Source organism: Nocardiopsis dassonvillei subsp. dassonvillei DSM 43111 (genome assembly GCF_000092985.1).
GTDB classification, from domain to species: Bacteria; Actinomycetota; Actinomycetes; order Streptosporangiales; family Streptosporangiaceae; genus Nocardiopsis; species Nocardiopsis dassonvillei.
This window is the reverse complement of the sequence record NC_014210.1, coordinates 1,356,405-1,380,244: the sequence shown is the minus strand read 5'-3', so window position 1 is coordinate 1,380,244 and position 23,840 is coordinate 1,356,405. Positions and strand designations below refer to the sequence as shown.

Here is a 23,840-nt window from a genome sequence, read left to right as displayed (position 1 = left end):
GGGTGGCGGTATGAGTGAGAACGCGCCCGCCCTGGAGATGGACGGGCTGACCAAGGTCTTCAACGGCACGACGGCGGCGGACGGCGTGAGCCTGTCCGTGCCTCGGGGAGCCATGCTCGGGCTGGTCGGCCCCAACGGGGCGGGCAAGACCACCTCGCTGTCCATGGCGGTGGGGCTGCTGCGCCCCGACGCCGGGACGGCCCGGGTGCTGGGCGTGGACGTGTGGGCGGACCCGGTCGGGGCCAAGCGCCTGCTCGGCGTGCTGCCCGACGGCCTGGCCCTGCCCGAGCGGCTGACCGGCGGGGAACTGCTGAACTACTGGGGGCAGCTGCGCGGGCTGGGCCGGGAGGTGACGCGGGCGCGCGCCGAGGAGCTGCTGCGGGTGCTGGAGCTGGACCGGGCCGAGGGGGACGGGGTGCTGGTGGCGGAGTACTCCACCGGCATGCGCAAGAAGATCGGGCTGGCCACGGCGCTGCTGCACGCGCCCGAGGTCCTGGTCCTGGACGAGCCCTACGAGGCCGTGGATCCGGTCTCGGCGCGGGTGCTGACCGCGATCCTGCGCAGGTTCACCGACGGCGGCGGCACGGTGGTGATCTCCAGCCACGTGATGGCGCTGGTGGAGCAGCTCACCGACCGGGTGGCCATCATCGCCCGCGGCCGGGTGCTGGCCGACGGGGCGCTGGAGGAGGTGCGCGGCGTGGACACCACCCTGGAGGACACCTTCGTGCGGCTGGTGGGCGCACGCGAGATGGAGGAGGGTGAGCTGGCGTGGCTGGCCTCCTGATCCGGTTGAAGTTCACCCTGCTGCGGCACTCGGTGACGGGGATGCGGCTGTTCGGGATCGCCCTGGTCGTCGGCGGGACCGCGCTGACCTGGTACCTGGCGGTGGCGGCGGCCTCGGACGGCGTGCGCGCGGACCTGCTCTGCCTGGCGTTCGCGGTGTGGGCGGTGGGCTGGATGCTCGGCCCCACCGTCGCCAACGGCACGGGTGTGCTGCGCTCGCAGTACTTCGCGCTGCTGCCCCTGGACCGGCGCCGGGTGGGCGCCCTGCTGCTGGTGACGATGTTCGTGGACGTCGGTCCCGCCGTCACTCTGCTGGCGCTGGGCGCGCTCGTGTGGCACGCGCTGGCGCTGGACCCGTCCGCGCTGGTGGTGGCGGTGCCGGGGGTCCTGGTGCTGTGGGTGTTCGTGGTGACGCTGTCCCGGCTGGTGTTCCGGGCGCTGGGCGCGGCCATGCACTCGCGGCTGGGCATGGAGATCGCGTCGGTGCAGTGGGGGCTGATCCTGGCCGGACTCTTCTTCGGGTGGATCGCGGTGCAGCCCGCGTTCCAGGCGACGCTGAGCCTGCGCGAGAACGGTCTGGGCGAGGGCGTGGTGGGCACCGTGCTGGCCGCGCTGCCGACCTCGTGGCCGGTGCTGGCCGTGCAGGCCGCCGCGGCCGGTTCCTGGCCCGCGGCCGCGGCCTGGCTGGGCGGGTTCGCCCTGCTCACGGTGGCGATGGTGACGGTGACCTGCGTGCTGCTGGCGCCCCGGGTCGCGGCGCGCGGGGTTCGGCGGCGCCGCGGCCCCGGGGGCGGTGCGCTCACGCGCCGGGCGTTCGCGCTGCTGCCGGACTCCCCCCTGGGCGCGGTGGTCGCCAGGGAGCTGCGCCAGTGGTGGCGCGACCCGTGGCGGGGCCTGGAGCTGCGGGCGTCGCTGTGGGCGGCGCTGTTCACGGGCCTGCTGGCCTGGCCCACCGACCTGTACGCGTTCTTCTCCCCGTTCGCGGGGGTGATCGCGGCCTTCGTCATGGCGCTGGCCACCTCGAACATGTACGGGCACGACGGCACGGCGCTGTGGCTGTCGGTGGTCGGCCAGGACCGGGACACGCTGCGCGCGGACGTGCGCGGCCGCCAGATCGCGATCCTGCTGCTGATCGCCCCTGCCGCGACCGTGCTGAGCGCGGTGTTCATCGTGGCCGCCGGAGCCCACTGGGCGTGGCCGCTGGTGCTCACGGGGCTGGCGGCGTTCTTCGGGGTGGGCAGCGGGCTGGCGCTGCTGCTGTCGGTGGTGGCGCTCTCCCCCGGCGTGGACCCGCAGCTGCGGGTGGACGCCAACGACTCCGGCGACAACACGGTGCAGGTGTGGATCGCGCTCGCGGCGCTGCCGGTGCTGTGCGCGCCCTCGGTGCTGGCCGCCGTGTTCCTGTCTCTGTGGGGCCTGCCGTGGCTGGCGGTGCCGGTGGGTGTGCTCAACGGGGGGTTCGTGGCCTGGCTGCTGGGCCGCGTCGCCTACCGGAGGTTGGAGGCCCGGCTACCGGAGACCTTCACCCGGATCCGCTACGGCCGGGAGGTCGCGCTCCAGACCGTGTCGGAGCGCGGCGGCTGGCTGGACCTCCTGGAGCGCTCGGCCATCGAGGGCAACTCCGAGACCAAGCCCACGGGCTCCTGAGGGGCCGGCGGCCGTGCGACCCGGGACGGGGGCCGCGCGGCCGCCTTCCCACGTGCGCGGGCAGCGCCCGGCGGGACCGTCCTCCCACCGGCGGGACGAGCTGCTCCCCCACGGCGAGGGCTTCCCGTCAAAGGGCCGCCCCCGGCGGGACCGGCCGCCCACCCCACCGACTTGGCCCTTCCTCCCGGCGGCGCCGGACACCGCACCGCCAACCCCCGTAGCTGACGGGAGCCCGCATTACGGGTGCGACCGGATGCGCTCGACGCCTGGCGGCGCCACGGGGCACCGCCTCTTCCCCGGACATCCGCCGTCCTCATGGCTGTCGGGAGCCCGCGCCCCGAGTGTGACTGGGTGCACTCAGTGCTTCGTTGCACTTTGTGCAACCACCTCCGTAATGTGGAGACGTGGACAATCAGCACGAACCGCCCCCACGCGACCGGCGTGAGGCACTGAAGTCACGCCACCGCCGCGCCATCGTGGACGCGGCCACCGCGCTGATGACCGAACGCGGGGACACCGGCTTCACCGTCGACCAGCTCTCCGAACGGGCTGACGTCTCCCGAAGGACCGTGTTCAACCACTTCAGGTCCCTGGACGACATCGTCCTGGAGGTGTTCGGCGAGATGCTGGAGGCGTTCGTCGACAGCATCGAGGCCAACCTCCCCGCCGTCACCGGCGACCGGGCGGGCAACATGTTCGACGAGCTCGCGGCGGCGATCCGCCGGACCGACCTGGTCACCCCGATCACCCGGCTCAAGCGCCTCCTCCGGCAGCAGGGGAACGAACCCGCCCCGAGCCAGTCGGCGCTGTTCGAGCGGGCCATCAACGACCTGAGCGTCCGCCTGGCGGCCATCATGACGCGCCGCCACCCGCACGCCGACCCGCTCGTGGTCGACCTCATGTGCGGCGCGGTCATCAGCGGCGGCGCGATCACGGTCCAGCGCTGGGAGCGGACCACCGGAGGGGTCGACAACGACGACTCCCGCCGGGTCTGGGCCGACCTGCTGGACCGCATGCTCGCCGTGACCCGTGACGGCTACGGGAACGCCGGATCACCCACCTCCTGAGCGCACACGCGCTCCCTCCCACCCACTCCGTTTGCAGGAACCATGGCTGAATTTCTCTACAGACTCGGGCGTGCGTGCGCACGTCGCGCCCGAACCGTCATCGCGGTCTGGCTGGCCCTCCTGGTGGCCTCCGGCACCGCCTTCTTCCTCTTCTCCGGTGAGCTGGAGGACAGCTTCTCCATCCCGGGGACGCCCACCGACGAGGTGGAACAGCTCCTGTCGCAGGAGTTCTCCGGGATGGGCGGCGGCGCGGGCACCGTCGTCTACCAGACCGAGGACGGCTCGGACTTCACCCGGGAGCAGCGGGAGGCGATAGCCGACCGGGCCGAGCAGGCCGCCGGGCTCTCCGGCGTGGAGGACGTGATCGACCCGTTCGCCACGGAGGAGCAGCGCGCCGACCAGCAGCAGGAGCTGGAGGAGGGCCGCGACGAGCTGGAGAGCGGCCTGGAGGAGCTCGAAGCCGGTCAGGCCGAGCTCGACGCGGGCCGCGAGCAGGCCGAGGCCGCCGGGATGATCGACCAGGCCGGCCCCGGGCTCGACGCCGAACAGGTCGTGATCGACCAGAACCGCGAGGAGCTGGAGGCGGGCCTGGAGGAGCTGGAGCGGGGCGAGGCCATGCTGGAGATGGCCTCCGAGATCCGCTCGGTCTCCGAGGACGGCGACACCGCCCTGGTCCGCGTCGCCTTCACCGACAGCCAGACGGAGATCACCCCGGAGACCCGCGACGCCGTCATGGAGGTCTTCGAGAGCGACCCCGTGCCCGGCACCACGGTCGACTTCGGCAACGACATGGCCATGACCATGCCCTCCCTGGTCAGCACCGCCGAGGTGATCGGCGTGATCGTGGCCGGCGTGGTCCTGGTGGTCATGCTGGGCACCCTGGTGGGCGCGGGCCTGCCGATCCTGACCGCGCTCGTCGGCGTCGGTGTGGCCACCCTGATCGCGATGTCGCTGTCCGGGGTGCTGGAGATGGCCTCGGTGACACCGATCCTGGGCCTGATGCTGGGCCTGGCCGTCGGTATCGACTACGCGCTGTTCATCATCAACCGGCACCGCCGCCAGCTCAAGCAGGGCGTCGACGTCGGTTCCTCCATCGGCCTGGCCAACGGGACCGCGGGCAACGCCGTGGTCTTCGCGGGCACGACCGTGCTCATCGCGCTGCTGGGCCTGAACCTGACCGGGATCGGGTTCCTGGGCCTGATGGGCAGCGTGGCCGCCGTCTCCATCGCCATCGCCGTGTTCATCGCGATCACGCTCGTTCCGGCGCTGCTGTCGCTGGTGGGCGCGCGCATCCTGTCGCGCCGCGAGCGCGCCCGCCTCGCCGGGAGCGCCTCCGCCTCCGGCCGGGGCGCGCACGAGGCGGAGCGGGTCAAGCCGATGTCGACCGGCCGCGCGCTGGCCCAGGCCGCGGTGGCCGTGATCGCCCTGGGCGTGGTCGCCCTGCCCGCGCTGGACCTGCGCCTGGGCATGCCCGACGGCTCCTCCGAGCCCACCGACTCCACCCAGTACCGGGCCTTCACCGCCGTGGAGGAGAACTTCGGCGCGGGGCAGAACGGCACGCTCCTGGTCGTGGCCGAGCTGACCGGCGGACCCGACGAGGAGTCCGCGGAGCGCAACGCCGAGGAGGAGCAGGCGCTGGTCGCCGAGGAGATCTACGCCCACGACGACGTGGCGGCGGTGGCCCCCGTCGGCGTCTCCGAGGACCACACCCTGGCCATCTTCCAGGTCGTGCCCGTCGAGGGCCCGGCCAGCGCCTCCACCGAACAGCTCGTGCACACCCTCCGCGACATGGAGCCGATCGAGGGCACCGGTCCGCTGGGCGTCGCGGGCATGGCCAGCGGCAACATCGACATCTCCGAGACGCTGAGCGACGCGCTGCCGACCTACCTCGCGGTGGTCGTGGGCCTGTCCCTGGTGATCCTGCTGCTGGTGTTCCGGTCGGTCTTCGTGCCGGTCGTGGCCACGCTCGGGTTCATCCTGTCCTTCTTCGCCGCGCTGGGCGGCGTGGTGGCCGTCTACCAGTGGGGCTGGCTGGGCGGCCTCTTCGGGCTGGAGAACACCGGACCGGTGCTGAACTTCCTGCCGACGCTGCTGGTCGGGATCCTGTTCGGCCTGGCCATGGACTACATGCTCTTCATCGGCACGGGCATGCGCGAGGCCTACGTGCACGGTTCGCCCTCGCGGCTGGCCGTGGTGCAGGGCTTCCGTGCCGGACGCTCGGTGGTCACCGCCGCCGCGATCATCATGATCTCGGTGTTCGGCGGATTCGTCTTCTCGCACAGCGTCATGATCAGCTCGATCGGCTTCGCGCTCGCCTTCGGCGTGCTCATCGACGCCTTCGTCGTGCGCATGGCGCTGATCCCCGCGCTGATGCACCTGGCGGGCAACGCCGCGTGGTGGCTGCCCGGCTGGCTCGACCGGATCCTGCCCGACATCGACGTGGAGGGCGCCTCACTGGAGCGCCGCCACCCGCGTGAGCAGGGGGCCGGGACCGGCGGGGACACCGACGGCGACGGAACCACCGGCGACGCGTCGGCCGCCGGGGACACGGGTTCGCCCTCCCGCAAGGAGGACGACACGGACCGGGTGTCCTCCGAGCGGCGCTGAGGCGCACGCGTTCCAGGGGCCCGGGGGCGGTGGCGACCGCCCCCGGGCCCCTCGCGCTCAGTCCCGGTTCCCGACCCTGTCGAAGACGCCGGTCAAACCGTCCAGGAAGGCCGAGAGCGCGAGTTCGAAGCTCGCGTCGTCGATCTCGGCGGCGTGCTCGGGCAGCCGGTGGGCCTGGGACAGGTTCGGGTAGCGGTCCCGGTAGACGCGCACGTCGTCGTCGAACCCGCGCGCGAAGGAGTTGGTGGCGGCCCCCACGACCAGGTACTTGGTGGAGGCGCCGATCATCGTGGCGTAGCGGGGCGGCCATCCGGCGCCCACCAGGCCGCCGTGCACCGCGTCGGCGCGGCGCAGCGCCTCCTCGCGGCGCCCGGGCCCGGAGGAGACCACCGGCAGCAGGTGGGGGTGCTCGGCGAGGGCGTCGCGGTAGGAGCGCGCCCAGACGGTGAGGCCCCGGCGCCAGTCCCCGCCCTCGAACCCCGAGACGTCGATGCGCGAGGTGACCTCGTCCGCCACCTCGGTGAGCAGCTCCTCCTTGGTGCGGTAGTGGCTGTAGAGGGAGGCCGCCTGCACGTCGAGCTCCTGGGCGAGCTTGCGCATGGACAGGCCGTCCAGCCCGTCGCGGTCGATGAGCGCGAGAGCCGCGCGGCGGATGCCCGGACGGCTCAGGATCGGCGTCTTGGGTCGGGCCACGGAGGGGTCCCCTTCTCCACTGCGGCGGACGAACCGGACCCTCCGGCGTCCGGCCCGATCATCGCACGTCGGCTCACCGTGTGCGGCCCCTCGGCGGTGTCCGCGCACCCGGGAGCCCGCCTCCGGCCCCGCGCGACCCGGTGCTGGCGTCTGCCGGAACCGGGCCACGCACCCGTCTCCTCCCGTTCCGCCGCACCTCTTGCACGCACCCCGGGCGAGACCGTACCCTCAAACCGAACGCCGTTAGGTTACTGGGGAGACAGGCCGTGATCGATTTCTCACTGAGCGATGAGCAGCGCGCCGTCCGCGACTGGGTGCGGACCTTCGTGGAGCGGGAGCTGATGCCGCTGGAGAACGACGTGCTGCGCCGCGAGCGCCAGGGGCAGCCGCCCGGCCTCAACGCCGAGGAGCGCACCCGGCTGCGCGAGCTGGCCCGCAAGTCCGACTTCTGGGGCGTGGAGACCCCGGTGGAGTACGGCGGCATGGGCCTGGACCCGGTCACCGCCGCGATCATCGAGATCGAGCTGGGCAGGACCTTCCTGACCTTCAAGTTCGGCGGCGAGGCCGACAACATCCTCTACCACGCCAACGAGGAGCAGAAGGAGCGCTACCTGCTGCCCACCATCGCCGGTGAGCGCCGCTCCTGCTTCGCCATCACCGAGCCCGGCGCGGGCTCCGACGCCAAGGCCATCCGCACGCGCGCGGTCCGCGACGGCGACACGTGGGTGGTCAACGGCGAGAAGACCTTCATCACCGGCGGCAACGAGGCCGACTTCGCCATGGTCTTCGCGGTCACCGACCCGGACAGGGGCGCCGACGGGGGCGTGACCTGCTTCCTGGTCGACCGCGAGGCGGGCTGGACCTCCGAGCCCATCGACACCATGGGCGAGCGCCGCCCGGCCTCCCTGGTCTTCCAGGACGTGCGCGTGCCGCACGAGAACATCCTGGGCGAGGAGGGCCGCGGCTTCGAGCTGGCCATGAAGTGGATCGGCAAGGGCCGCTACCTGCTGCCCGCCCGCGCGCTCGGCGGCTGCGAGCGCCTGCTGGACATGGCGATCGAGTACTCGCGCACCCGCGAGACCTTCGGGGCTCCCATCGCCGACCGGCAGGCCATCCAGTGGATGATCGCCGACTCCCAGACCGAGATCGAGGCGCTGCGCCTGCTGGTGCTGCACGCCGCGTGGCAGGTGTCGGTGGGCCGGGACTCGCGGCACGCCCAGTCCATCGCCAAGCTCTTCGGCGGTGTGAAGGCCAACGAGATCGTCGACCGCGTGATGCAGATCCACGGCGGCATGGGCTACACCCGTGAGCTGCCCATCGAGCGCTTCTACCGCGACGTGCGGCTGCTGCGCATCTTCGAGGGCACGGACGAGATCCAGCGCCGCACGATCGCCCGCGACCTGCTCAAGGGCCACGTCAAGGTGGGCGCAACCCTGGGCTAGCGGCGGGACGAGGGGCCCGTGCCGCACGTGGGAGCGCGGCACGGGTCCCTTCCGCACGCGTGTGCCCGGAGCGGGCACGTCCGCCCCGGCCGGAGCGGGTATGTGCCCCTGACCGGCGCGGGCGCGTGTCCCGACCGGTCGCCGCGGGGACGTCCGGTGCGGTGCACGGGGCTCCGGCCCGCCGTGACCTTGCTCCTGGCACCACCGTCAGCGCTGAGGGCGGCGCTGGGAGCCCCGGCAGACGCAGGGAGTCCCGGCGGGCCCGGGCGTCACAGCAGGCGTGGACGCCAGGCGCGACGGCCCTAGCTGACGCCGACCAGGTCGCAGACGAAGATCAGGGTCTCGTTCGGCGCGATGGCGCCGGGGGCGCCGCGCTCGCCGTAGGCCAGGTGCGGCGGGATGACCAGCTTGCGGCGGCCGCCCACGCGCATGCCCAGGACGCCCTGGTCCCAGCCCGCGATGACCTGGCGCGCGCCGAGGCGGAAGCTCAGCGGGGTGCCGCGGTTCCAGCTCGCGTCGAACTCCTCGCCGCTGGAGAAGGCGACGCCCACGTAGTGGACCTGGACGGTGCTGCCGTGGCCCGCCTGGGCGCCTTCACCGACCTGGATGTCGGTGACCTCCAGCTCGGCGGGCGGCGGGCCCTCGATGAAGTCGATCTCGGGACGCTCAAGCGCCATGGTGGTACCCCTCGTGTGGTCACAGTGAACAGAGGGGCCCAGGCTATCGGTGCACGGGAACCTCCTGGAGCAAAACGGACGCCCCGCCCGGGTGCTCTGTGGCGCGCTCGCGCTGCCCTGACGCGGTCTCCGGCCCGAGTTCCGGAGTCCGGGCCCTGGAATGTGAGATCTGGAGGCTGGGACCTGGAGCCTGAGGTCTGGAGGCTGGGGAATGGGCTCTGGAACCTGGGGTCTGGAATCCGGGGTCTGGGAATCAGGGCCTCGGTTCTCAGGCCCGGAGCCTCGGGTCTCGAAACCCAGGTGTGGGAACCCGGGTCTGGGGTCTGGGGTCGAGAAACTCGGGCTTGGGGTCTCAGGTCCGGGGAGTCGGGTCCCGGGCCTCGGATCCCGGGCCTCGGGCGTGGAACCTCGGGTTCCGGATCTCCGCTGTGGAGTCCGGGGTGTGAGGTCTCGGGTCTTGGATCTCTGGTGCGGGGTCTCGGACGCCCGGTCTCGGCTGTGGGATCTCGGGTGTACGGTCTCGGGTCCGCAGGCCCAGGTCTCAGATATCGCCGACGGTGGCGGCGATGACGTGGCCGTGGCCCTCGACCTTGATCGGTCCGCTGTCGGCCTGCACGAACACCGACTCACCGCGCTGGAGGGTCATCCCCTGACCGACCTCGGCGACCAACTCCACCTGCCCGTGCAGGGCGAGCAGCACGGTCGGCCCCTCCCCCGGCAGGTGGGCCGTGATGCGGCCGGGGCCGATCTCGTGCAGCGCGAACTCCGGGGCGGCCGTGCGGAACTCCCGGCGCCCCTCGCAGACCCCGGGTCTGGCGTAGGGGATGGGCAGCACCGAGAAGTCCACCACGTCCAGCAGTTCGGGCGCGTCCACGTGCTTGCCGGTCAGCCCGGCGCGCAGCACGTTGTCGGAGCTGGCCATCACCTCGACCGCGGTGCCCTGGAGGTAGGCGTGCATGTTCCCCGCGGGCAGGAACAGGGCCTGGCCCGGCCAGAGCGTGACCCGGTTGAGCAGCAGGGCGGCCACCGCGCCGGGGTCGCCCGGGTAGCGCTCGGCCAGGTCGGCGACGATGGCGCCGTGGGATCCGCGCGGGCCGGAGTCCGACCACTCGCGCACGAAGTCGTCCAGCAGCCGGGCGCGCTCGCCCTCGGTGAGGGTGAGCAGGCGGGTGAGGGCGCCGCGCAGCGCGGTTCCGGCGTCGGTCAGGGCGAGGTCGCCGCGCAGCGCCACGGCCAGTTCGCAGGTGAGTCCGCGCAGGTCGGCGCGGGCGGCGGCGGGTTCGCGGAAGCCGCACAGCGCCTCGAAGGGCTCCAGGGCGAGGAGGAGTTCGGGCTTGTGGTGGGGGTCGCGGTAGTTGCGGTGGGGGGCGTCCAGGGGGATGCCCGCGCGTTCCTCGGCCTCGAACCCGGCGCGGGCGCGGACGGCGTCGGGGTGGACCTGGAGGGACAGGGGCGCCTCGGCGGCCAGGACCTTGAGGAGGAAGGGCAGCCGCCCGCCGAAGCGCTCGGCGGTGCGCCGCCCCAGGACGCGGTCGGGGTTGTCGGCGATGAGGCCGGGCAGGGGGCGCGGACCGTCCTCGCAGTGCGCCGTGCTGGGCGCGCCGTGGTGGGCCCCCAGCCACAGTTCGGCCTGGGGCGTGCCGTCGGGTTCGGCGCCCAGCAGCCGCGGGATGGCCGTGCGCGCTCCCCAGGCGTAAGGCCTTACCTGGTTGGTGAGCCTGTGCATGCGCCCCCCGCTTTCCCGTCTGCGTGTTCTCACCCCGTGGACACCCCGGCGAGGCTGCAACAGTCTCGTGGAGGGCGCTGTCCCGGTCGACACGGCGCGCCCCGCGCCTTGAGGTAGTGCACACTTCACCTCGCGGGGTGGGCGGGCACCCCACGAACACGGGTACCGGCTGCGGCAACGAAGTTACTGGGAAGTAAACCATGATCGGAAGCACGTGAACAGCGCCACATCCTGACCTCCTCCTCTTCCGCCCGGCGAGGCGCCGGACCTCCCGCGACGCGGCGGGAACCCCGTGCCGACCGCCCGTGGAGGCGACCGGCCGCCACCGGGCGGACGTGCGGCTCACGGGCCCCGCGCTCCCCCGGCGGGGTTCCGCCATTGTCCCGCAGCGGCGCCCGGGGTGCCACGGCCCGCCCCTGGAGCGGCCTCCCCCGCCGCGCCGCCGAGGCCCTCCTCTCCCCCTCTCCCCCTGGGAGACCGGGGTACCCGACGGACGGGCGACCGGTTAACGTGCACTGGTCGTGTTTGTTCCCCGACGTGTGAGGCGGACACTTGAGGCTGCGCCAGGGCGGACCAGCGGACCTGTCAGCGGTACTGGAGACCTTCGACGCCACCGTGGCGTGGCTGGTCGAGCACGGGCGCTCCGCGCAGTGGGGCGACCGCCCCTGGTCACAGGATCCCCGACGGGTCGCGCGCGTGAAGGAGCTGGTCGCCGAGGGCCTGTGGGTGGCCGAGGTCGGGGACGGCACGGCCGGGTTCCTCACCGTCACCGAACGGGCTCCCGGCTACGCGCCGCGGGTGCGCGAACGCGAGCTCTACGTCCACCTGCTGCTGGTCTCGCGCGCCTACTCCGGGCGCGACGTGGGCGGCAAGCTGCTCTCCTTCGCCCGCAGGCGGGCGCGCGAGCGCGGAATCGGGCTGGTGCGGGTGGACTGCTGGGCGGGCGGGGACGGGGCCCTGGTGCGCTACTACGAGGGGCAGGGGTTCACCCCGGTCGAACGGGTGCCGGTGGGCGGCACCGAGGTCCAGATGTTCGAGTACCGGGTCTGAACCGACCCGACCGGCCCGGACGGCGGACGTTCAGCGCTCGCGGCGCGCCTTGTCGGAGGCCTCCACCAGGCGGTCGATCATCCGCTGCGTCAGCGCCGGGTCGGGCTGGGGCAGCCCGGCGATCGCCGCCATGTACAGCCCGTCGCCCGCGCGCAGGATGATCTCGGCCAGGACCGGGTCGGTGAGTTCCTCGTGCAATAGGTCGCCCCAGCGGCTGAAGAGGCCCTGGACCGTGCGGACGGCCTCCTCGGGCATGTCCTCCTGGCCGCGCAGGGCCGCGATGACCGCCCAGTACAGCTCCCGTTCCTCGGGGCTGCGCGGCAGCGAGGTGCGCAGGAAGACGCGGACCACGCCCTCCTCCCCCTCCACGGCCTCCCGGAACTCCTCCTCCGCCAGCACGCGCAGGCGCTCGATGAGCCCGGTGAGCATGGCGGCCTTGGACGGGAAGTGGTACAGCAGTCCTCCCTTGGACACCCCGGCGTCACGGGCCACGGCCTCCAGGGTCACCGCGGAATAACCCTCACCGACGAGGATGTCCTGTAGGGAGTCGAGGATGCGGTCGCGGGTGTTCGAAGCGTTCACGATTGACACTGTACCGGCTGGACGGTACTGTACCGTCTGGACGGTTGAAGAGTCCCGGGAGTACGCCCCCGGTCGACCAGGCTTCCCGTCCTTCCGCCCGGCCGTTCGCCCTCCGCATCCCGCCGGTCCGAACGCGCCCTCACAGCCGTGCGGCGCGCACACAAGCGACACGTAACGAGGAAAGATGAGTTCCGCCCAGACCGGAAACGGCACCGTCGGCGCGGCGCCCGCCCTCGCGGGCCCGCGCGAATGGACCGCGCTCGCCGTCCTGGTCCTCCCGGTGATCCTGATCTCGGTCGACTCCACCGTGCTCGGGTTCGCCGTCCCCGCGCTCAGCGAGCAGCTGCGGCCCGACGCGGGCCAGCTGCTGTGGATCGTCGACGTCTACGGCTTCGTCCTTGCCGGACTGCTGATCACCATGGGCTCGCTCGGCGACCGCATCGGCCGGCGACGCCTGCTCATGATCGGTTCGGCCGCCTTCGGCGCGGCCTCGCTGCTCGCCGCGTTCTCACCCACCGCCGAGGTGCTCATCGCGGCCCGCGCCCTGCTCGGCCTGGCGGGCGCCTCACTGATGCCCTCGACCCTGTCGCTGCTGCGCAACATCTTCCTGGACCCGCGCCAGCGCCTGCTGGCCATCGCCCTGTGGGCGTCGGGGTTCTCCGGCGGCGCGGCGCTCGGCCCGATCCTGGGCGGCTGGCTCCTGGAGCACTTCTTCTGGGGCTCGGTGTTCCTGATCAACCTGCCGGTGATGGCGCTGATCCTGGTGCTGGTCCCGCTGCTGGTGCGCGAGTCGCGCAACCCCGACTCGGGCCGCCTGGACCCGCTGAGCGTGGTCCTGTCCATGGCCGCGATCCTGCCCGTCGTGTACGGCGTCAAGAACCTGGCCACCGAGGGCCTGGCGGTCGTCCCGGTCGTCTCCCTGGCGGTCGGCCTGGGCCTGGGCTACCTGTTCGTCCGGCGCCAGAAGGCCCTGGACGACCCGCTGATCGACGTGGGCCTGTTCCGGTACCGCGTGTTCAGCGTGGCGGTGGCCACCAACCTGATGATCGTGTTCTCGCTGGTGTCGTCGCTGTTCTTCCTGACGCAGTACCTCCAGCTGGTGCTGGGCGTCTCACCGATGCGGGCCGGTTTCGTGCTGGTGCCGGGCCTGGTGCTGTCGGTGCTGGCGGGGCTGGTGGCGGTGCGGCTGTCGCGCCACCTGAGTCTGGCCACGGTGATCGGCGGGTCCCTGCTGGTGACCGCGACGGGGTTTGCGGTCCTGGTCTTCGCGCCGCAGGGCAACGTGGTGACCGGTGTGGTGCTCGTGACGGCGGGCTTCGCGCTGATCGCCACCGGCTCCGGGTTCGCTGAGACGCTGACCAACGGCGCGATCATGGCGGCGGCCCCGCCCCAGCGCGCGGGCGCGGCCTCGGCGATCTCCGAGACCGCCTACGAGCTGGGCGCGGCGCTGGGCGTCGCGCTGCTGGGCAGTGTGCTGACCGCGTCCTACCGGGCGAACCTGACCGCCGTGGAGGGCGTGCCCTTGGGGGCTGTGGACGCCGCCCGGGAGACCCTGGGCGGGGCCGCGAACGCCGCCGCCGAGGTGGGCGGCGCCGCGGGCGACGCGCTGATGCTCGCCGCGCGGACGGCGTTCACCGACGGCATGCACCTGACCAGCGTCATCGCCGTGGTGATCGTCCTGGCCGCCGCCGCGCAGGCGTGGGTGCTGCTGCGCGGTCGGGGCAACCCGGCGGTGGAGCCGGTGGAGGGCCCCGCCGAGGGAGCCCTGGAGGAGACGGTCGAGGCCGTGGGCACCGCCGGGACCGCGGGGGCCACGGTGGCCGCCGAGGCCGCGGGCGCCGAGGAGGCCGGAGGGACCACGGGTGCCGGGCAGGAGCCCGCTCCGGTGGCCGCCGACCCCGCGGCCGGTGACACCCAGGCCGCGCCGGAGCGGAACCGCTCCGACGGCTAGCACGCGAGGGTCCGGGCCCCGGAAGGCGACGCCTTCCGGGGCCCGGCGCGTGTCCGCCCCTTCCGGGTCACACCCCTGGAGCCGCGCCGCGGGGTTCTGTACGGTCCCCGCATGAGAACGCGGTTCGGTCGCCCCGACGTCGTGGAGGCGGGAGGACCCCTGGTCAGGTCTCTGGACGGGGAGCGGGGGCGGCCGCCGGGCGGACGCGGGAGTGGCCTCTGAGCCGACGCCGGACCGGTCTCCGAGCGGACGCGGGGACGGTCTCAGGGCACGCGGAGCAGTTCCACCTCGCCGCCGTCCCAGTCCGGCGGCACCACCGCGTAGGCGTCGGCCAGCGCGGCGCCGCGCAGACTGCCCGGACGGTCGTGGCCCACCGGCCGCGCCCGGCCGCCGTCCAGGCGCACCGCGACCAGCCGGGTGTCCCGGGGGTGAGCGGTGACGGCGCCCTCCAGGACGGCTCGGGCCAGACCCGTTCCGGGGTCCGGGCGTCCGGTCATGGCGGCCAGCAGGGGGACCAGCAGGGTGGCCGCGGCGACCAGGGCGGCCCCGGGGTTGCCGGGAAGGCCCACGAACACGGTCCGGTCGGTGTGCGCGAGCAGCTGCGGGTGGCCCGGGCGGCAGGCGACCCCGTCCACCGCGACCTCGGCGCCCAGCTCCTCCAGGACCGAACGCAGGTGGTCGGCCGGCCCCCGGGACGAGGAACCGCACACCGCGACCACGTCGCCGTCCGCGCCCTCCAGCGCGTCGAGCAGCGGACGCCGCTCGTCGCCCAGGTGGCGCAGGGACGCGATCCGGCCGCCCGCGCGCTCGACGACCCCGGGCAGCGCCGGACCGATGGCGTCGCGCACACTGCCGTCGCCGGGCAGCCCCGATGTGGTGATCTCCTCACCGGTGACCAGGACCGAGACCCGGGGGCGCAGCACCGGCAGGGTGTCGTGGCCCAGGCTGGCGGCCAGACCCAGCGCGGCGGGGCCGACCACCGCTCCCCGTTCGAGCACGGTCTCGCCGGGGGCGGTCTCCTCCCCCGCCCAGCGCACGTGGCGGCCCGCCTCCGCGGGCCCGTCCACCGTCCCGTCCCGAACGGCGGCCAGCTCGTAGGGCACGACGCACTCCGTGTCCTTGGGCACACGGGCGCCGGTGGCGATCTCGACGGCCTCGCCCGGGCGCAGGCCCACGGGTGCCTCCGCCGCCCCGGCCAGCCGCCTGCCGACCAGCCGCCAGGGCCCCGGGCCCGACACCGCGAAGCCGTCCATGGCCGAGGCGTCGAAGGCGGGCAGGCCCGTCAACGCGTGCACGTCCGCGGCGAGGACGGCGCCCAGGGCGTCCTCCAGGGGGAGCTCCCGCGGAGCCGGGGGCCTGCCGCCGCCCAGGAGCCGGGCGGCCTCCCGCGCCCGCGGCCACGACCGGTGCCCGCCGTGTCCCCCGGTGCAGCCGCCCGCTCCCATACCCGTCTCCCCCTCGTCACGCCGGTGTCCTCCATTGTCCACCCGGGCGCATGACGCGGACGTCAACGTCCGCTCCGACGGCCCCGGCGCGTCCTCCGACAGCACGGCCGCCTACCCGCGCCGGGAGCGCCGAACCGGCCCCTCCCAGCGCCGATTTGCCGTCTGCCGACTTTCCGCTAGAGTTCTTACCAGCAGCACGGCGGGGCCCACGGGCCGGACGCCAGGCAGCAAGCGGACGTGGCTCAGCTGGTAGAGCATCACCTTGCCAAGGTGAGGGTCGCGGGTTCGAATCCCGTCGTCCGCTCGGAGGAGACGCGAGGTGCCCCGGCGCCTTACGTGCAACTCGGTGGAGTGGCCGAGAGGCGAGGCAGCGGCCTGCAAAGCCGTCTACACGGGTTCGAATCCCGTCTCCACCTCCCCATCGCTACACGCGGGCGGTTAGCTCAGTTGGTTAGAGCGCTACCTTGACACGGTAGAGGTCACAGGTTCGAATCCTGTATCGCCCACCAGCATCACCGCAGGTCAGAGGGTTTATCTGACATGTGAGCGAAGACCGGTCAGCCCAGACTGGGAGATATCTGGGAGATCGTCTTCGAAGCGGGTTCCTCTCGGAGCCCGCTTTCGCTGTTTCCACGGTAGTGCTCTCCGAGCGTCGGCGCCACGGCGAAGAGCCACGCGCGCTCCCGGGCCGTGAGAGCCGTCACGCTCCCCCCACCGGTTCTCCAGCACGCTGAGTACACGCCGCCTCATCTGCGGGGTCACGTGCTCGTAGACCCGGGCCATCCCCGGCACCCTGTGCCCCAACCTGGCCGCGCGGGCCACCTCGGGGATCCCGTCCTCGGCCAGCCACGTGCGGTGGGTGTGGCGGCCCTCGTTGAACGTGAACCCCGGCAGCGTAGCTGGACGGCCGGACCGGGACGAAGGACGAAGGTCGTCTCACGCCGGGTACGACGGCTCTAACCCTCAAGAGGATTTCCGGGCAGGCTCGAAGGAACGGGTACATGACGGTGTCCCGACAGGGGGGATCGCGGGTTTCGGAACGCGCGCCCCGTCGCCGCGCGCAGCTCCTCCGGTGGAGCCGACACAGGGGGGCGTCCCGCGCTGTGGGACCGGTACGCGACGCTCGGACACCGCCCGCCCACCGACGCAGAGCGCGTCCCGTGGACGCGCCTTCGAGGAGAGGACCGCGCCCATGGGTACCACCGACGAGGAGGGCGTCCGGGCACACCGCGGCACGGAGGGGATCGTCGTGGGTGTGGACGGCTCACCGGGGAGCCGTGCGGCACTGGACTGGGCTGCCCGGGCGGCGGCCGACCGCGGTCTGGAACTGCTGGTCCTGCACGCACTGAGCATGCCCGTGATCAGCGCGCCGCTGGGGTTCACGGGGCGGGTGCCGCCCACACCGGAGCTCGCGGACTGGGCCGAGCGCCTGCTCCGGGAAGCCGTCGACCACGTTGCGCGGACCCGTCCCGGATTGGAGTTGCGCACCGAGGTCTCCAAACTGGATCCGGCCCGCGCCCTGCTCACGGCCTCGCGGTCGGCTGAGATGGCCGTCGTGGGCTCGCGCGGCCTGGGCGGTACCGCTTCGGTGTTCCTGGGCTCGGTGAGCGTCCGCGTCAGCGCTCACGCGACATGTCCCGTCGCCGTGGTGCCGGGCCCCGACGAGGCTGTCGGCGGAGGGGATCCCCGTGTGCGAGGGGAGCGCGGGCGCGTCGTGGTCGGATTGGACGGTTCCGCGGGCGGACGGGCCGCGCTGCGCTTCGCCCTGGACGAGGCGGCCCGTACCGGCGCCGAACTCGTGGCGGTGCACGCCTGGGAGATACCGAACCCCGTCGACGTCACGGCGCTGGATCCCGCCGCGCACGCCGCGGTCCGCGAGTACCTGGTCTCGCGCGCCGACGAACACGTGCGTGCCCTGGTCGAAGAGGCCCGCACCGAGCGCACCGGAGACGTTCCGGTGCGGGTCGAGGTCGTTCAGGATCAGGCCGCCCACGCACTGTTGACCAGGGGCGATGATGCCGACCTCATCGTCGTCGGTTCGCGGGGACGCGGTGGTTTCGCCGGTCTCCTGCTGGGATCGGTCAGCCAGACGGTGCTGCACCACGCCCGCGTGCCGGTGGTCGTGGCGCGTTCCCGCTCGGGGAGGAGCGGGGACTGATCCCGGAACCGCTCTCCGGAGAACCCGGAAGGAGGCCGCGTCACGGGGTAGGACGACACCGACGGTCCGGTGCGACGGTCGCGCACCGCCGTGTGCGCCCTCGGGGCGACGTCGCCCCGCACCGCCGTTCGGGTGATGGAGGAGGAGCTCAGTGGTCGGGAAGGGCGTGGACACCGTCGGGGAAACGGGCGGTCCGGTCGTCGTCGGTGTCGGCCACACCTCCAGGGATTGGACGGTGGTGGGCTGGGCCGCCGCGGAGGCCGCCGACCGGGGGGCGGAGCTGGTCGTCGTGCGCGCGGAGGGCGCGGAGCACCCCGGAGAGCCGTTCGTCCGCCTCCGGACGTCGCTCTTCGGCCACGGGGACGGCGGGGCGGGGCACGCTCCGGCGGAGGAAGCCGCCCTGGCGGCCCGGGACCACCCCGGACTCGCGGTCCGCACCGAGTCGGTGCGAGCCGATCCGTCCGCCGCGCTGGTCGCCGCGTCGCGTCGGGCCGCCCTGGTCGTCGTGGGCTCCCGGGGGCCGGACGCCCTGAGGTTCCCACCGGATGCGGTGGGACCCCGTGTGTGCGCCTATGCCGCGTGCCCCGTGGCGGTGGTGCCGCCGCAGGCGTCCTTGGAGCGGTGCGGCCACGTGGTGGCGGGTGTGGACGGTTCCCCCGACTCGGACGCCGCCCTGCGGTTCGCGCTGGAGGAGGCCGCCCGGCGCGGCGCGCGCCTGACGGTCCTGCACGTCCGCCCCTCGGCGGAGGCGGTGGGCCGGCTGACGCTGGACCTGGTCGGACCGGAGGCCGTGATGCTGCACGCCGAGAGGCGGATGCACCGCATGGTGGACGAGGCCCGCGACGAGCGGACCGGGGACGTCGCGGTCCGGATCCTGGTCCTCGTACGCCACGACCACCCGGCTCACGCCCTCGTCGAGGCCGCGGGCACCGCCGACGTGGTCGTCGTCGGTGCCCGCGGCACGGGGGGCTTCCGGGGGCTGCTGCTGGGCTCGGTCAGCCAGAAGGTGCTGCACCGCAGCCCCGTCCCGGTGGTCGTGGCGCGCGTGCACACCGGTCGGAGCGCTAGGTCGGCCCGGTCACCACAGGGGTAGGACACAGGACGAGCCGGGGGCGACCAGGGCGTGGCGTTCCTTGACGCGGACCCGGACGGGCGGCCCGGCCGAGGGTGGCAGGGTGACCCGCACGTGGTCGCGGCGCACGTCCACGCCCACCTCCCAGTGGTCGTGGTAGCGCAGTCCGTAGGAGAGGTGGTCCAGTTCGGCGGGCAGCAGGGGGCTCAGGTGCAGGGCTCCACCGCGTGTGGTCAGGCCGGTGTAGCACCGGGTGAGGAGGTCGACGGTGCCCGCCATGGCCCCCAGGTGGATGCCCTCGGCCGTGGTCCCGCCCTGGACGTCGTCGACGTCGGTGCTCAGCGCCCTGCGGAAGAAGTCCCAGGACTCCTCCCGGTTGGTCCGGGCCAGCACCCAGGAGTGCACCACGGAGCTGAGGGTCGACCCGTGCGAGGTGCGTGCAAGGTAGTAGTCGACCGTGCGGGGGATGAGCCCGGGATCGTAGGTGTAGCCGAGGCGGCGCAGCATGTCGGCGATCTCCTCGGCGGGTAGCAGGAAGAACAGCATCAGCACGTCGGCCTGCTTGGACGCCTTGTAGCGGTTGCAGCTGTCGCCCCCGGCCTCCAGGAAGCGGTCCAGGCGCCGGACGCCGCGGCAGTCCCGCCAGTCGAGCTCCTCCAGGTCCCCGTAACCGGCGAACTGGCTGATGACTCCCTCGTGGAAGGGGACGCGCATCTTGCGGGTGAGGGTCTCGAACCGCTCGACCTCGTCCGCGTCCAGCCCGAGGGACTCCTCCAGGTCCCTGCGGCTCGGTCCCGGCAGCGCCCGCAGGGTGTCCAGCGCCCGCAGCATGACCCACACCGCCATGAGGTTGGTGTAGGCGTTGTCGTCCAGACCGGGGTCCTCGCGGCCGGGGTAGCCGTCGTGGTACTCGTCGGGGCCCATCACACCGCGGATCACGTAGCGGTCCAAAGCCTTGTCGTAGACGGCCATGTCCGCGAAGGCGCGGGCGACCTCCAACAGCAGTTCCGCGCCGAACCCGGTCAGGAAGGCGGTGTCGCCGGTGGCCTGGTGGTGCTGCCAGACGTTGTAGGCGACCGCGAGCCCGACATGGCGCTGCAGGTGCGAGTGGTCGGGGATCCACCTCCCCGAGCGGGGGTTGAGGTGTGTGCTCTGGGACTCCTCGCTGCCGTCGCTCCCGCTCTGCCAGGGGAAGAGAGCGCCCCTCAGCCCCGCGGCGCGGGCGATGGCCCGCGCCTGGGGCAGTCTGCGCCACCGGTAGCGCAGCAGGGCTCGCGCGGTCTCGGGGAAGTGGAGGTTGAGGAAGGGAAGGACGAACAGCTCGTCCCAGAAGACGTGGCCGCGGTAGGCCTCACCGTGCAGGCCCCTCGCGGGCACACCCGCGTCGAGGTCGGCCGTGTGGGGCGACAGCGTCTGCAGGAGGTGGAAGAGGTGCAGGTTGAGGACCCGCTGTTCCTCCTCGTCCCCGGCCTCCAGTGCGCAGGACCGCCACAGGTGGTGCCAGGCGGTGGTGTGTCGGCGCAGCAGTTCGTCGAATCCGCCCGCCCGTTCCAGGGCGTCGCGGGCCGCGTCGAGGATGTCGCCGACGGCGCGGTCGCGCGAGGTGTACAGGGCCACCGTCTTCTCCACGGTGGTCTGTTCACCGCTCCTCAGGTCCAGGATCAGGTCGGTGGCCGCCCAGCCGTCGCCCGCGGGGCTTTCACGGGCCGCGGGCCGGGGTCCCTGGGAGACCAGGGTCCGGGAGGCGAGCGCGACCTCGACGCCCGAGGACAGGGTCCGGCAGCGCAGCCAGTCGAGGCCGGGGCCGTCGGAGCCGGTGTCCAGCGGGTGGAGGTGACGTCCGTTCAGGTCGCGGTAGCGCGCCACGCCGCGGTTGGCCACCCTCCCGTCCAGGGCGGACCGGACGACCGCGGTCCCGCTCCAACCCTCGGGCACCAAGGTGGTCTCCAGGGCGGCCAGATGCGGGGCGTCCATCGACACCAGGCGCCGTTGGGCCACCCGTGTCCTCCTGCCGTCGTCCACCACGTGGAAGGTCCGCGTCAGCACTCCTCGGCGCATGTCCAGCTCGGTGCGCTGCGGGAGTGCCGGGTCCGGTCGTTCGAACCAGTCGCCGTCACCGACGCGGAAGGTCAGGGGGAGCCAGTTGGGGGCGTTGACCAGGTCCTCGTTCTCCACCCGGTGCCCGTCGACCTCGGAGACGGCGCGGTCGTAGCAGCCGGCGACGTAGGTGCCCGGGTAGTGGACTCCGTCGTCACGGGCCTCGGGCGGCGCGCCGCGCGTGGCGAAGTAACCGTTCCCCAAGGTGCACAGGGTCTCGCGTACGCCCTGGCCATCCGGGTCCCGCCCCTCGTAGACCAGCGTCCAGCGGCTCATCGGGACGTTCCTCCGAGGGTGAGGTCGTCGAGGCGGTGGGTCAGGTGGCAGCGGACGTGGACCACGCCCTCGGCGTCGCGCACCGCGTGCGCCAGACGGGGGATGTCGGACCGGCGCGCGACCTCGCCGCTCAGGGTGACCACGCCGTGGCTGACGCCGGTCTCCACGTCGGTCAGCCCGAACCGGCCGCGGACGACGTCCTCCCGCACCCGCCGTTCGAGGTCCGCGTCGTCCACCGCGTACACGTGCAGCAGGTCCGACCGGCCGACCAGGCCCACGAGGCGCCCGTCCCCGTCCACCACGGGCAGCCGCCTGAACCCGTGCCGTCTCATCAGCCCCGCCGCCTCACGGGGCGCGGTGGCGGCGGTGACGGTGACCGCCGGAGAGGTCATCAGCTCGCGAGCCGTCGTGCCCGTGCTCTTGATCCGGGCGAGCCGCTCACGGAAGGGCTCGCCGGTGTACCCCTCCTCCGGATCGGGGTCGGCGAGCTTGAGCAGCAGATCGGCGGTCGACACGACGCCCAGGACGCGGTGCCCGCCGTCCACCACGGGCACCGCGCTGACATGGTGGTCCCGCATGAAGGCGGCCAGTTCCTTGTACCCGGCGTCGTCCCGGGCGGCCAGGACACTCGTGGTCATCAGGTCGCCGACGGTCTTGGTCATGGGGGCCTCCCATCCCGGGAACCCGTCCGGCCCATCGTGCTCACCCCGAACCTGCCCGGAGCCGCTCCGCCGCGCACCGGAGCGAACGGCCCCCGGTAGGGGGACGTTGGACCCGTACCGGGGACAACCTTCGCCTCACGGGCCGCTCGGACCTAGGTGTACTGACCACGGAGGTTGGTAACACCCACCCCGCCTGACACACACAAAGAGGGCCTCCGGTATCGGTGTGGATTGCGACATCTACCACCGAACCGGAAGGCCCTCGATGCCCCACACTACCCACGCCAACGCCACACTCACACCCGCAGGGCGCCTGGCGTTGGCCCGCTGCGTGGTCGAAGACGACTGGCCGCTCAGGCGTGCCGCCGAACGCTTCCAGACCAGTACCACCACCGCCAAACGCTGGGCCGACCGCTACCGCACCCAAGGCCAGGCCGGGATGGACGACGCCTCCAGTCGCCCGCACCGCTCACCCCAGCGCACCCCCGCCCGCCGCGAACGCCGCGTGATCAAACTCCGCTGCACCCGCCGATGGGGCCCGGCCCGCATCGGCGGCCACCTGGGCATGCATCCCTCGACCGTGCACCGGATCCTGACCCGCTACCGCATGCCCCGACTGTCCCACCTGGACCGGGCCACTCACCGGGTAGTACGCCGCTACGAGCGCGCTCGACCGGGCGAGCTCGTGCATGTGGACATCAAAAAGCTCGGCAACATCCCCGCCGGGGGCGGACACCGTACCCAGGGACGCGCGCAAGGCCGCCGCAATCGCACCACCACCGCGCACGCCCCGCGCAACAACCACGGCAACCCCAAGCTGGGCTACGGCTACCTGCACACCGCCATCGACGACTACTCCCGCCTGGCCTACACCGAGATCCTGGCCGATGAGAAAAAGGAGACCGCCACCGGGTTCTGGGAGCGGGCGCACGCCTACTTCGTCTCAGCGGGGGTCGTGGTGGAGCGGGTGCTAACCGACAACGGGGCCTGCTATACGTCCCACCTGTGGCGCGGCCTGCTCTATGGCCAGGGCATCAAGCACAAACGCACCCGCCCCTACCGGCCCCAGACCAACGGCAAGGTGGAGCGCTTCCATCGCACCCTGGCCGACGAATGGGCCTACGCCCGCCCCTACCAATCCGAGAGCGAAAGGCGGGAGGCGTTCCCCGGGTGGTTGCATCACTACAATCACCACCGGTTCCACACCGCGATCAGCGGCCCTCCCGCCTCCCGCGTTCCTAACCTCTCAGGTCAGTACACCTAGCTCCGTGGCGCCGCGCACGTAACGAGGAGGAGGCGCTGCGAGCGGCGGCGGAGATCCCCGGGCCAGTCGCCCTCAAGGCGGACGTGGCAGGCGTCGTCCACCGAGGCCGCGCCGGAGCCCTGTACCTCGGCCTCACCGGGGAGGAGCGGTTCCGGAAGGCCTACCGTGCGCTGGCGGAGCGGTTCCGGGGAAGGGTCCGCGGCTTCGTCGTCCAAGGCATGGCCCCTCCCGGTTTCGAGGCCCTGATCGGCTCGGTCCAGCAGCCCGACTTCGGCCCCGTGATCGCGTGCGGACCCGGCGGAAGCTACGCCGAGGTGCTGGGCTCAGGGGCGTCCCGGCTCATTCCGCTGACCGACGCCGACGCCGACGAGATGATCCGGTCCGTACCCGAGCTCAGACGCCTGGGCGAACGGGAGGGTGAGAGGGGTGCGGTCCCCGCGGTACTGCGGGAACCCCTGCTGAGGCTCTCGAAGCTGGTCGAGGACCTGCCGGAGATCGCGGAACTCGAGATGAACCCGGTCGTCATCGGTCCTTCGTCGGCGGTGTGCGTCGACGCCCGCGTCCGGGTGGCCAGGTATCCGCACGGGGACCCGTACCTGCGCGCGCTCCGACCGCTGTGACCGTCGCCGGAGCCGCGGCTC

At 73.0% G+C, this 23,840-nt stretch carries 18 protein-coding genes and 3 tRNA genes; 14 read left to right on the top strand and 7 right to left on the bottom strand.

Annotated elements, in window-relative coordinates:
- Positions 1 to 10 precede the first annotated feature (10 nt).
- The 4 genes from NDAS_RS05620 (at position 11) to NDAS_RS05605 (ending at position 6,104) form a co-directional block, all read left to right on the top strand.
- Positions 11 to 784: an ABC transporter ATP-binding protein gene (locus NDAS_RS05620; protein ID WP_013152171.1), complete on the top strand. Its 774-nt coding sequence runs from the start codon at positions 11 to 13 to the stop codon at positions 782 to 784.
- Entirely contained in the window at positions 769 to 2,430 is a 1,662-nt protein-coding gene (locus NDAS_RS05615; protein ID WP_013152170.1) for a hypothetical protein, read from the top strand. Before NDAS_RS05620 ends, NDAS_RS05615 begins: the two co-directional genes overlap by 16 nt.
- A 404-nt stretch (positions 2,431 to 2,834) precedes the next feature.
- Positions 2,835 to 3,497 (top strand): TetR/AcrR family transcriptional regulator, encoded by a 663-nt coding sequence (locus NDAS_RS05610; RefSeq protein WP_013152169.1) that lies wholly within the window; start codon positions 2,835 to 2,837, stop codon positions 3,495 to 3,497.
- Positions 3,498 to 3,539: 42 nt separating this feature from the next.
- Positions 3,540 to 6,104, top strand: a complete 2,565-nt coding sequence (locus NDAS_RS05605) for an MMPL family transporter (RefSeq protein WP_013152168.1) — start codon at positions 3,540 to 3,542, stop codon at positions 6,102 to 6,104.
- A gap of 57 nt (positions 6,105 to 6,161) precedes the next feature.
- On the opposite strand, the gene NDAS_RS05600 is transcribed toward NDAS_RS05605, so the two are convergent.
- Positions 6,162 to 6,797 (bottom strand): TetR/AcrR family transcriptional regulator, encoded by a 636-nt coding sequence (locus NDAS_RS05600; RefSeq protein WP_013152167.1) that lies wholly within the window; start codon positions 6,795 to 6,797, stop codon positions 6,162 to 6,164.
- A 266-nt stretch (positions 6,798 to 7,063) separates the two neighbouring features.
- Here NDAS_RS05600 and NDAS_RS05595 point away from each other — a divergent pair, with 266 nt between their 5' ends.
- A complete protein-coding gene (locus tag NDAS_RS05595; protein WP_013152166.1) occupies positions 7,064 to 8,239 on the top strand; it encodes an acyl-CoA dehydrogenase family protein in 1,176 nt (391 codons plus the stop codon).
- Between the two features lie 302 nt (positions 8,240 to 8,541).
- On the opposite strand, the gene NDAS_RS05590 is transcribed toward NDAS_RS05595, so the two are convergent.
- Together NDAS_RS05590 and manA are read right to left on the bottom strand one after the other, a co-directional pair.
- Complete coding sequence (locus NDAS_RS05590) at positions 8,542 to 8,916, bottom strand: FKBP-type peptidyl-prolyl cis-trans isomerase (protein ID WP_013152165.1); 375 nt, start codon at positions 8,914 to 8,916, stop codon at positions 8,542 to 8,544.
- Between the two features lie 541 nt (positions 8,917 to 9,457).
- The gene (gene manA / locus NDAS_RS05585; RefSeq protein ID WP_013152164.1) at positions 9,458 to 10,642 is read right to left on the bottom strand and encodes a mannose-6-phosphate isomerase, class I; all 1,185 of its coding nucleotides are present in this window, start codon (positions 10,640 to 10,642) and stop codon (positions 9,458 to 9,460) included.
- Positions 10,643 to 11,194: 552 nt separating this feature from the next.
- Here manA and NDAS_RS05580 point away from each other — a divergent pair.
- Positions 11,195 to 11,692, top strand: a complete 498-nt coding sequence (locus NDAS_RS05580) for a GNAT family N-acetyltransferase (protein WP_013152163.1) — start codon at positions 11,195 to 11,197, stop codon at positions 11,690 to 11,692.
- Positions 11,693 to 11,722: 30 nt separating this feature from the next.
- Here the strand turns inward: NDAS_RS05580 and NDAS_RS05575 are convergent, their stop codons facing one another.
- Complete coding sequence (locus NDAS_RS05575) at positions 11,723 to 12,274, bottom strand: TetR/AcrR family transcriptional regulator (RefSeq protein ID WP_041552428.1); 552 nt, start codon at positions 12,272 to 12,274, stop codon at positions 11,723 to 11,725.
- A 184-nt stretch (positions 12,275 to 12,458) separates the two neighbouring features.
- Here NDAS_RS05575 and NDAS_RS05570 point away from each other — a divergent pair, with 184 nt between their 5' ends.
- A complete protein-coding gene (locus NDAS_RS05570) occupies positions 12,459 to 14,225 on the top strand; it encodes an MFS transporter (protein WP_013152161.1) in 1,767 nt (588 codons plus the stop codon).
- A 263-nt stretch (positions 14,226 to 14,488) separates the two neighbouring features.
- On the opposite strand, the gene NDAS_RS05565 is transcribed toward NDAS_RS05570, so the two are convergent.
- A complete protein-coding gene (locus NDAS_RS05565; protein WP_013152160.1) occupies positions 14,489 to 15,670 on the bottom strand; it encodes a molybdopterin molybdotransferase MoeA in 1,182 nt (393 codons plus the stop codon).
- A 231-nt stretch (positions 15,671 to 15,901) separates the two neighbouring features.
- Here NDAS_RS05565 and NDAS_RS05560 point away from each other — a divergent pair.
- From NDAS_RS05560 to NDAS_RS05540, 5 genes are all read left to right on the top strand, one after another.
- A tRNA-Gly gene (locus tag NDAS_RS05560) sits at positions 15,902 to 15,974 on the top strand.
- Positions 15,975 to 16,015: 41 nt separating this feature from the next.
- Positions 16,016 to 16,086 (top strand) — tRNA-Cys (locus NDAS_RS05555).
- Between the two features lie 16 nt (positions 16,087 to 16,102).
- Positions 16,103 to 16,179 (top strand) — tRNA-Val (locus tag NDAS_RS05550).
- 683 nt (positions 16,180 to 16,862) lie between these two features.
- Positions 16,863 to 17,828 (top strand): universal stress protein, encoded by a 966-nt coding sequence (locus NDAS_RS05545; protein WP_013152159.1) that lies wholly within the window; start codon positions 16,863 to 16,865, stop codon positions 17,826 to 17,828.
- A gap of 151 nt (positions 17,829 to 17,979) precedes the next feature.
- Positions 17,980 to 18,921 carry a universal stress protein gene (locus NDAS_RS05540; protein WP_013152158.1) on the top strand — a complete coding sequence of 314 codons (942 nt, stop codon included), beginning with the start codon at positions 17,980 to 17,982 and terminating at the stop codon, positions 18,919 to 18,921.
- Here the strand turns inward: NDAS_RS05540 and NDAS_RS05535 are convergent.
- Together NDAS_RS05535 and NDAS_RS05530 are read right to left on the bottom strand one after the other, a co-directional pair.
- A complete protein-coding gene (locus NDAS_RS05535; protein WP_013152157.1) occupies positions 18,907 to 21,273 on the bottom strand; it encodes a glycoside hydrolase family 65 protein in 2,367 nt (788 codons plus the stop codon). The genes NDAS_RS05540 and NDAS_RS05535 overlap by 15 nt on opposite strands.
- Positions 21,270 to 21,935, bottom strand: a complete 666-nt coding sequence (locus tag NDAS_RS05530; RefSeq protein ID WP_013152156.1) for a CBS domain-containing protein — start codon at positions 21,933 to 21,935, stop codon at positions 21,270 to 21,272. Before NDAS_RS05530 ends, NDAS_RS05535 begins: the two co-directional genes overlap by 4 nt.
- Before the next feature lie 265 nt (positions 21,936 to 22,200).
- Between NDAS_RS05530 and NDAS_RS05525 the strand changes: the two genes are divergently transcribed.
- Together NDAS_RS05525 and NDAS_RS05520 are read left to right on the top strand one after the other, a co-directional pair.
- Positions 22,201 to 23,199: an IS481 family transposase gene (locus NDAS_RS05525; RefSeq protein ID WP_013152155.1), complete on the top strand. Its 999-nt coding sequence runs from the start codon at positions 22,201 to 22,203 to the stop codon at positions 23,197 to 23,199.
- Positions 23,200 to 23,234: 35 nt separating this feature from the next.
- Positions 23,235 to 23,819 (top strand): acetate--CoA ligase family protein, encoded by a 585-nt coding sequence (locus tag NDAS_RS05520; RefSeq protein WP_081461700.1) that lies wholly within the window; start codon positions 23,235 to 23,237, stop codon positions 23,817 to 23,819.
- Positions 23,820 to 23,840 lie beyond the last annotated feature (21 nt).

Coding starts and splice junctions, on each gene's coding strand:
- NDAS_RS05620 (WP_013152171.1), top strand. CDS start 11: ATGAGTGAGAACGCGCCCGCCCTGGAGATGGACGGGCTGACCAAGGTC.
- NDAS_RS05605 (WP_013152168.1), top strand. CDS start 3,540: ATGGCTGAATTTCTCTACAGACTCGGGCGTGCGTGCGCACGTCGCGCC.
- NDAS_RS05590 (WP_013152165.1), bottom strand. CDS start 8,916: ATGGCGCTTGAGCGTCCCGAGATCGACTTCATCGAGGGCCCGCCGCCC.
- manA (WP_013152164.1), bottom strand. CDS start 10,642: ATGCACAGGCTCACCAACCAGGTAAGGCCTTACGCCTGGGGAGCGCGC.
- NDAS_RS05570 (WP_013152161.1), top strand. CDS start 12,459: ATGAGTTCCGCCCAGACCGGAAACGGCACCGTCGGCGCGGCGCCCGCC.
- NDAS_RS05565 (WP_013152160.1), bottom strand. CDS start 15,670: ATGGGAGCGGGCGGCTGCACCGGGGGACACGGCGGGCACCGGTCGTGG.
- NDAS_RS05545 (WP_013152159.1), top strand. CDS start 16,863: ATGGGTACCACCGACGAGGAGGGCGTCCGGGCACACCGCGGCACGGAG.
- NDAS_RS05535 (WP_013152157.1), bottom strand. CDS start 21,273: ATGAGCCGCTGGACGCTGGTCTACGAGGGGCGGGACCCGGATGGCCAG.
- NDAS_RS05530 (WP_013152156.1), bottom strand. CDS start 21,935: ATGACCAAGACCGTCGGCGACCTGATGACCACGAGTGTCCTGGCCGCC.
- NDAS_RS05525 (WP_013152155.1), top strand. CDS start 22,201: ATGCCCCACACTACCCACGCCAACGCCACACTCACACCCGCAGGGCGC.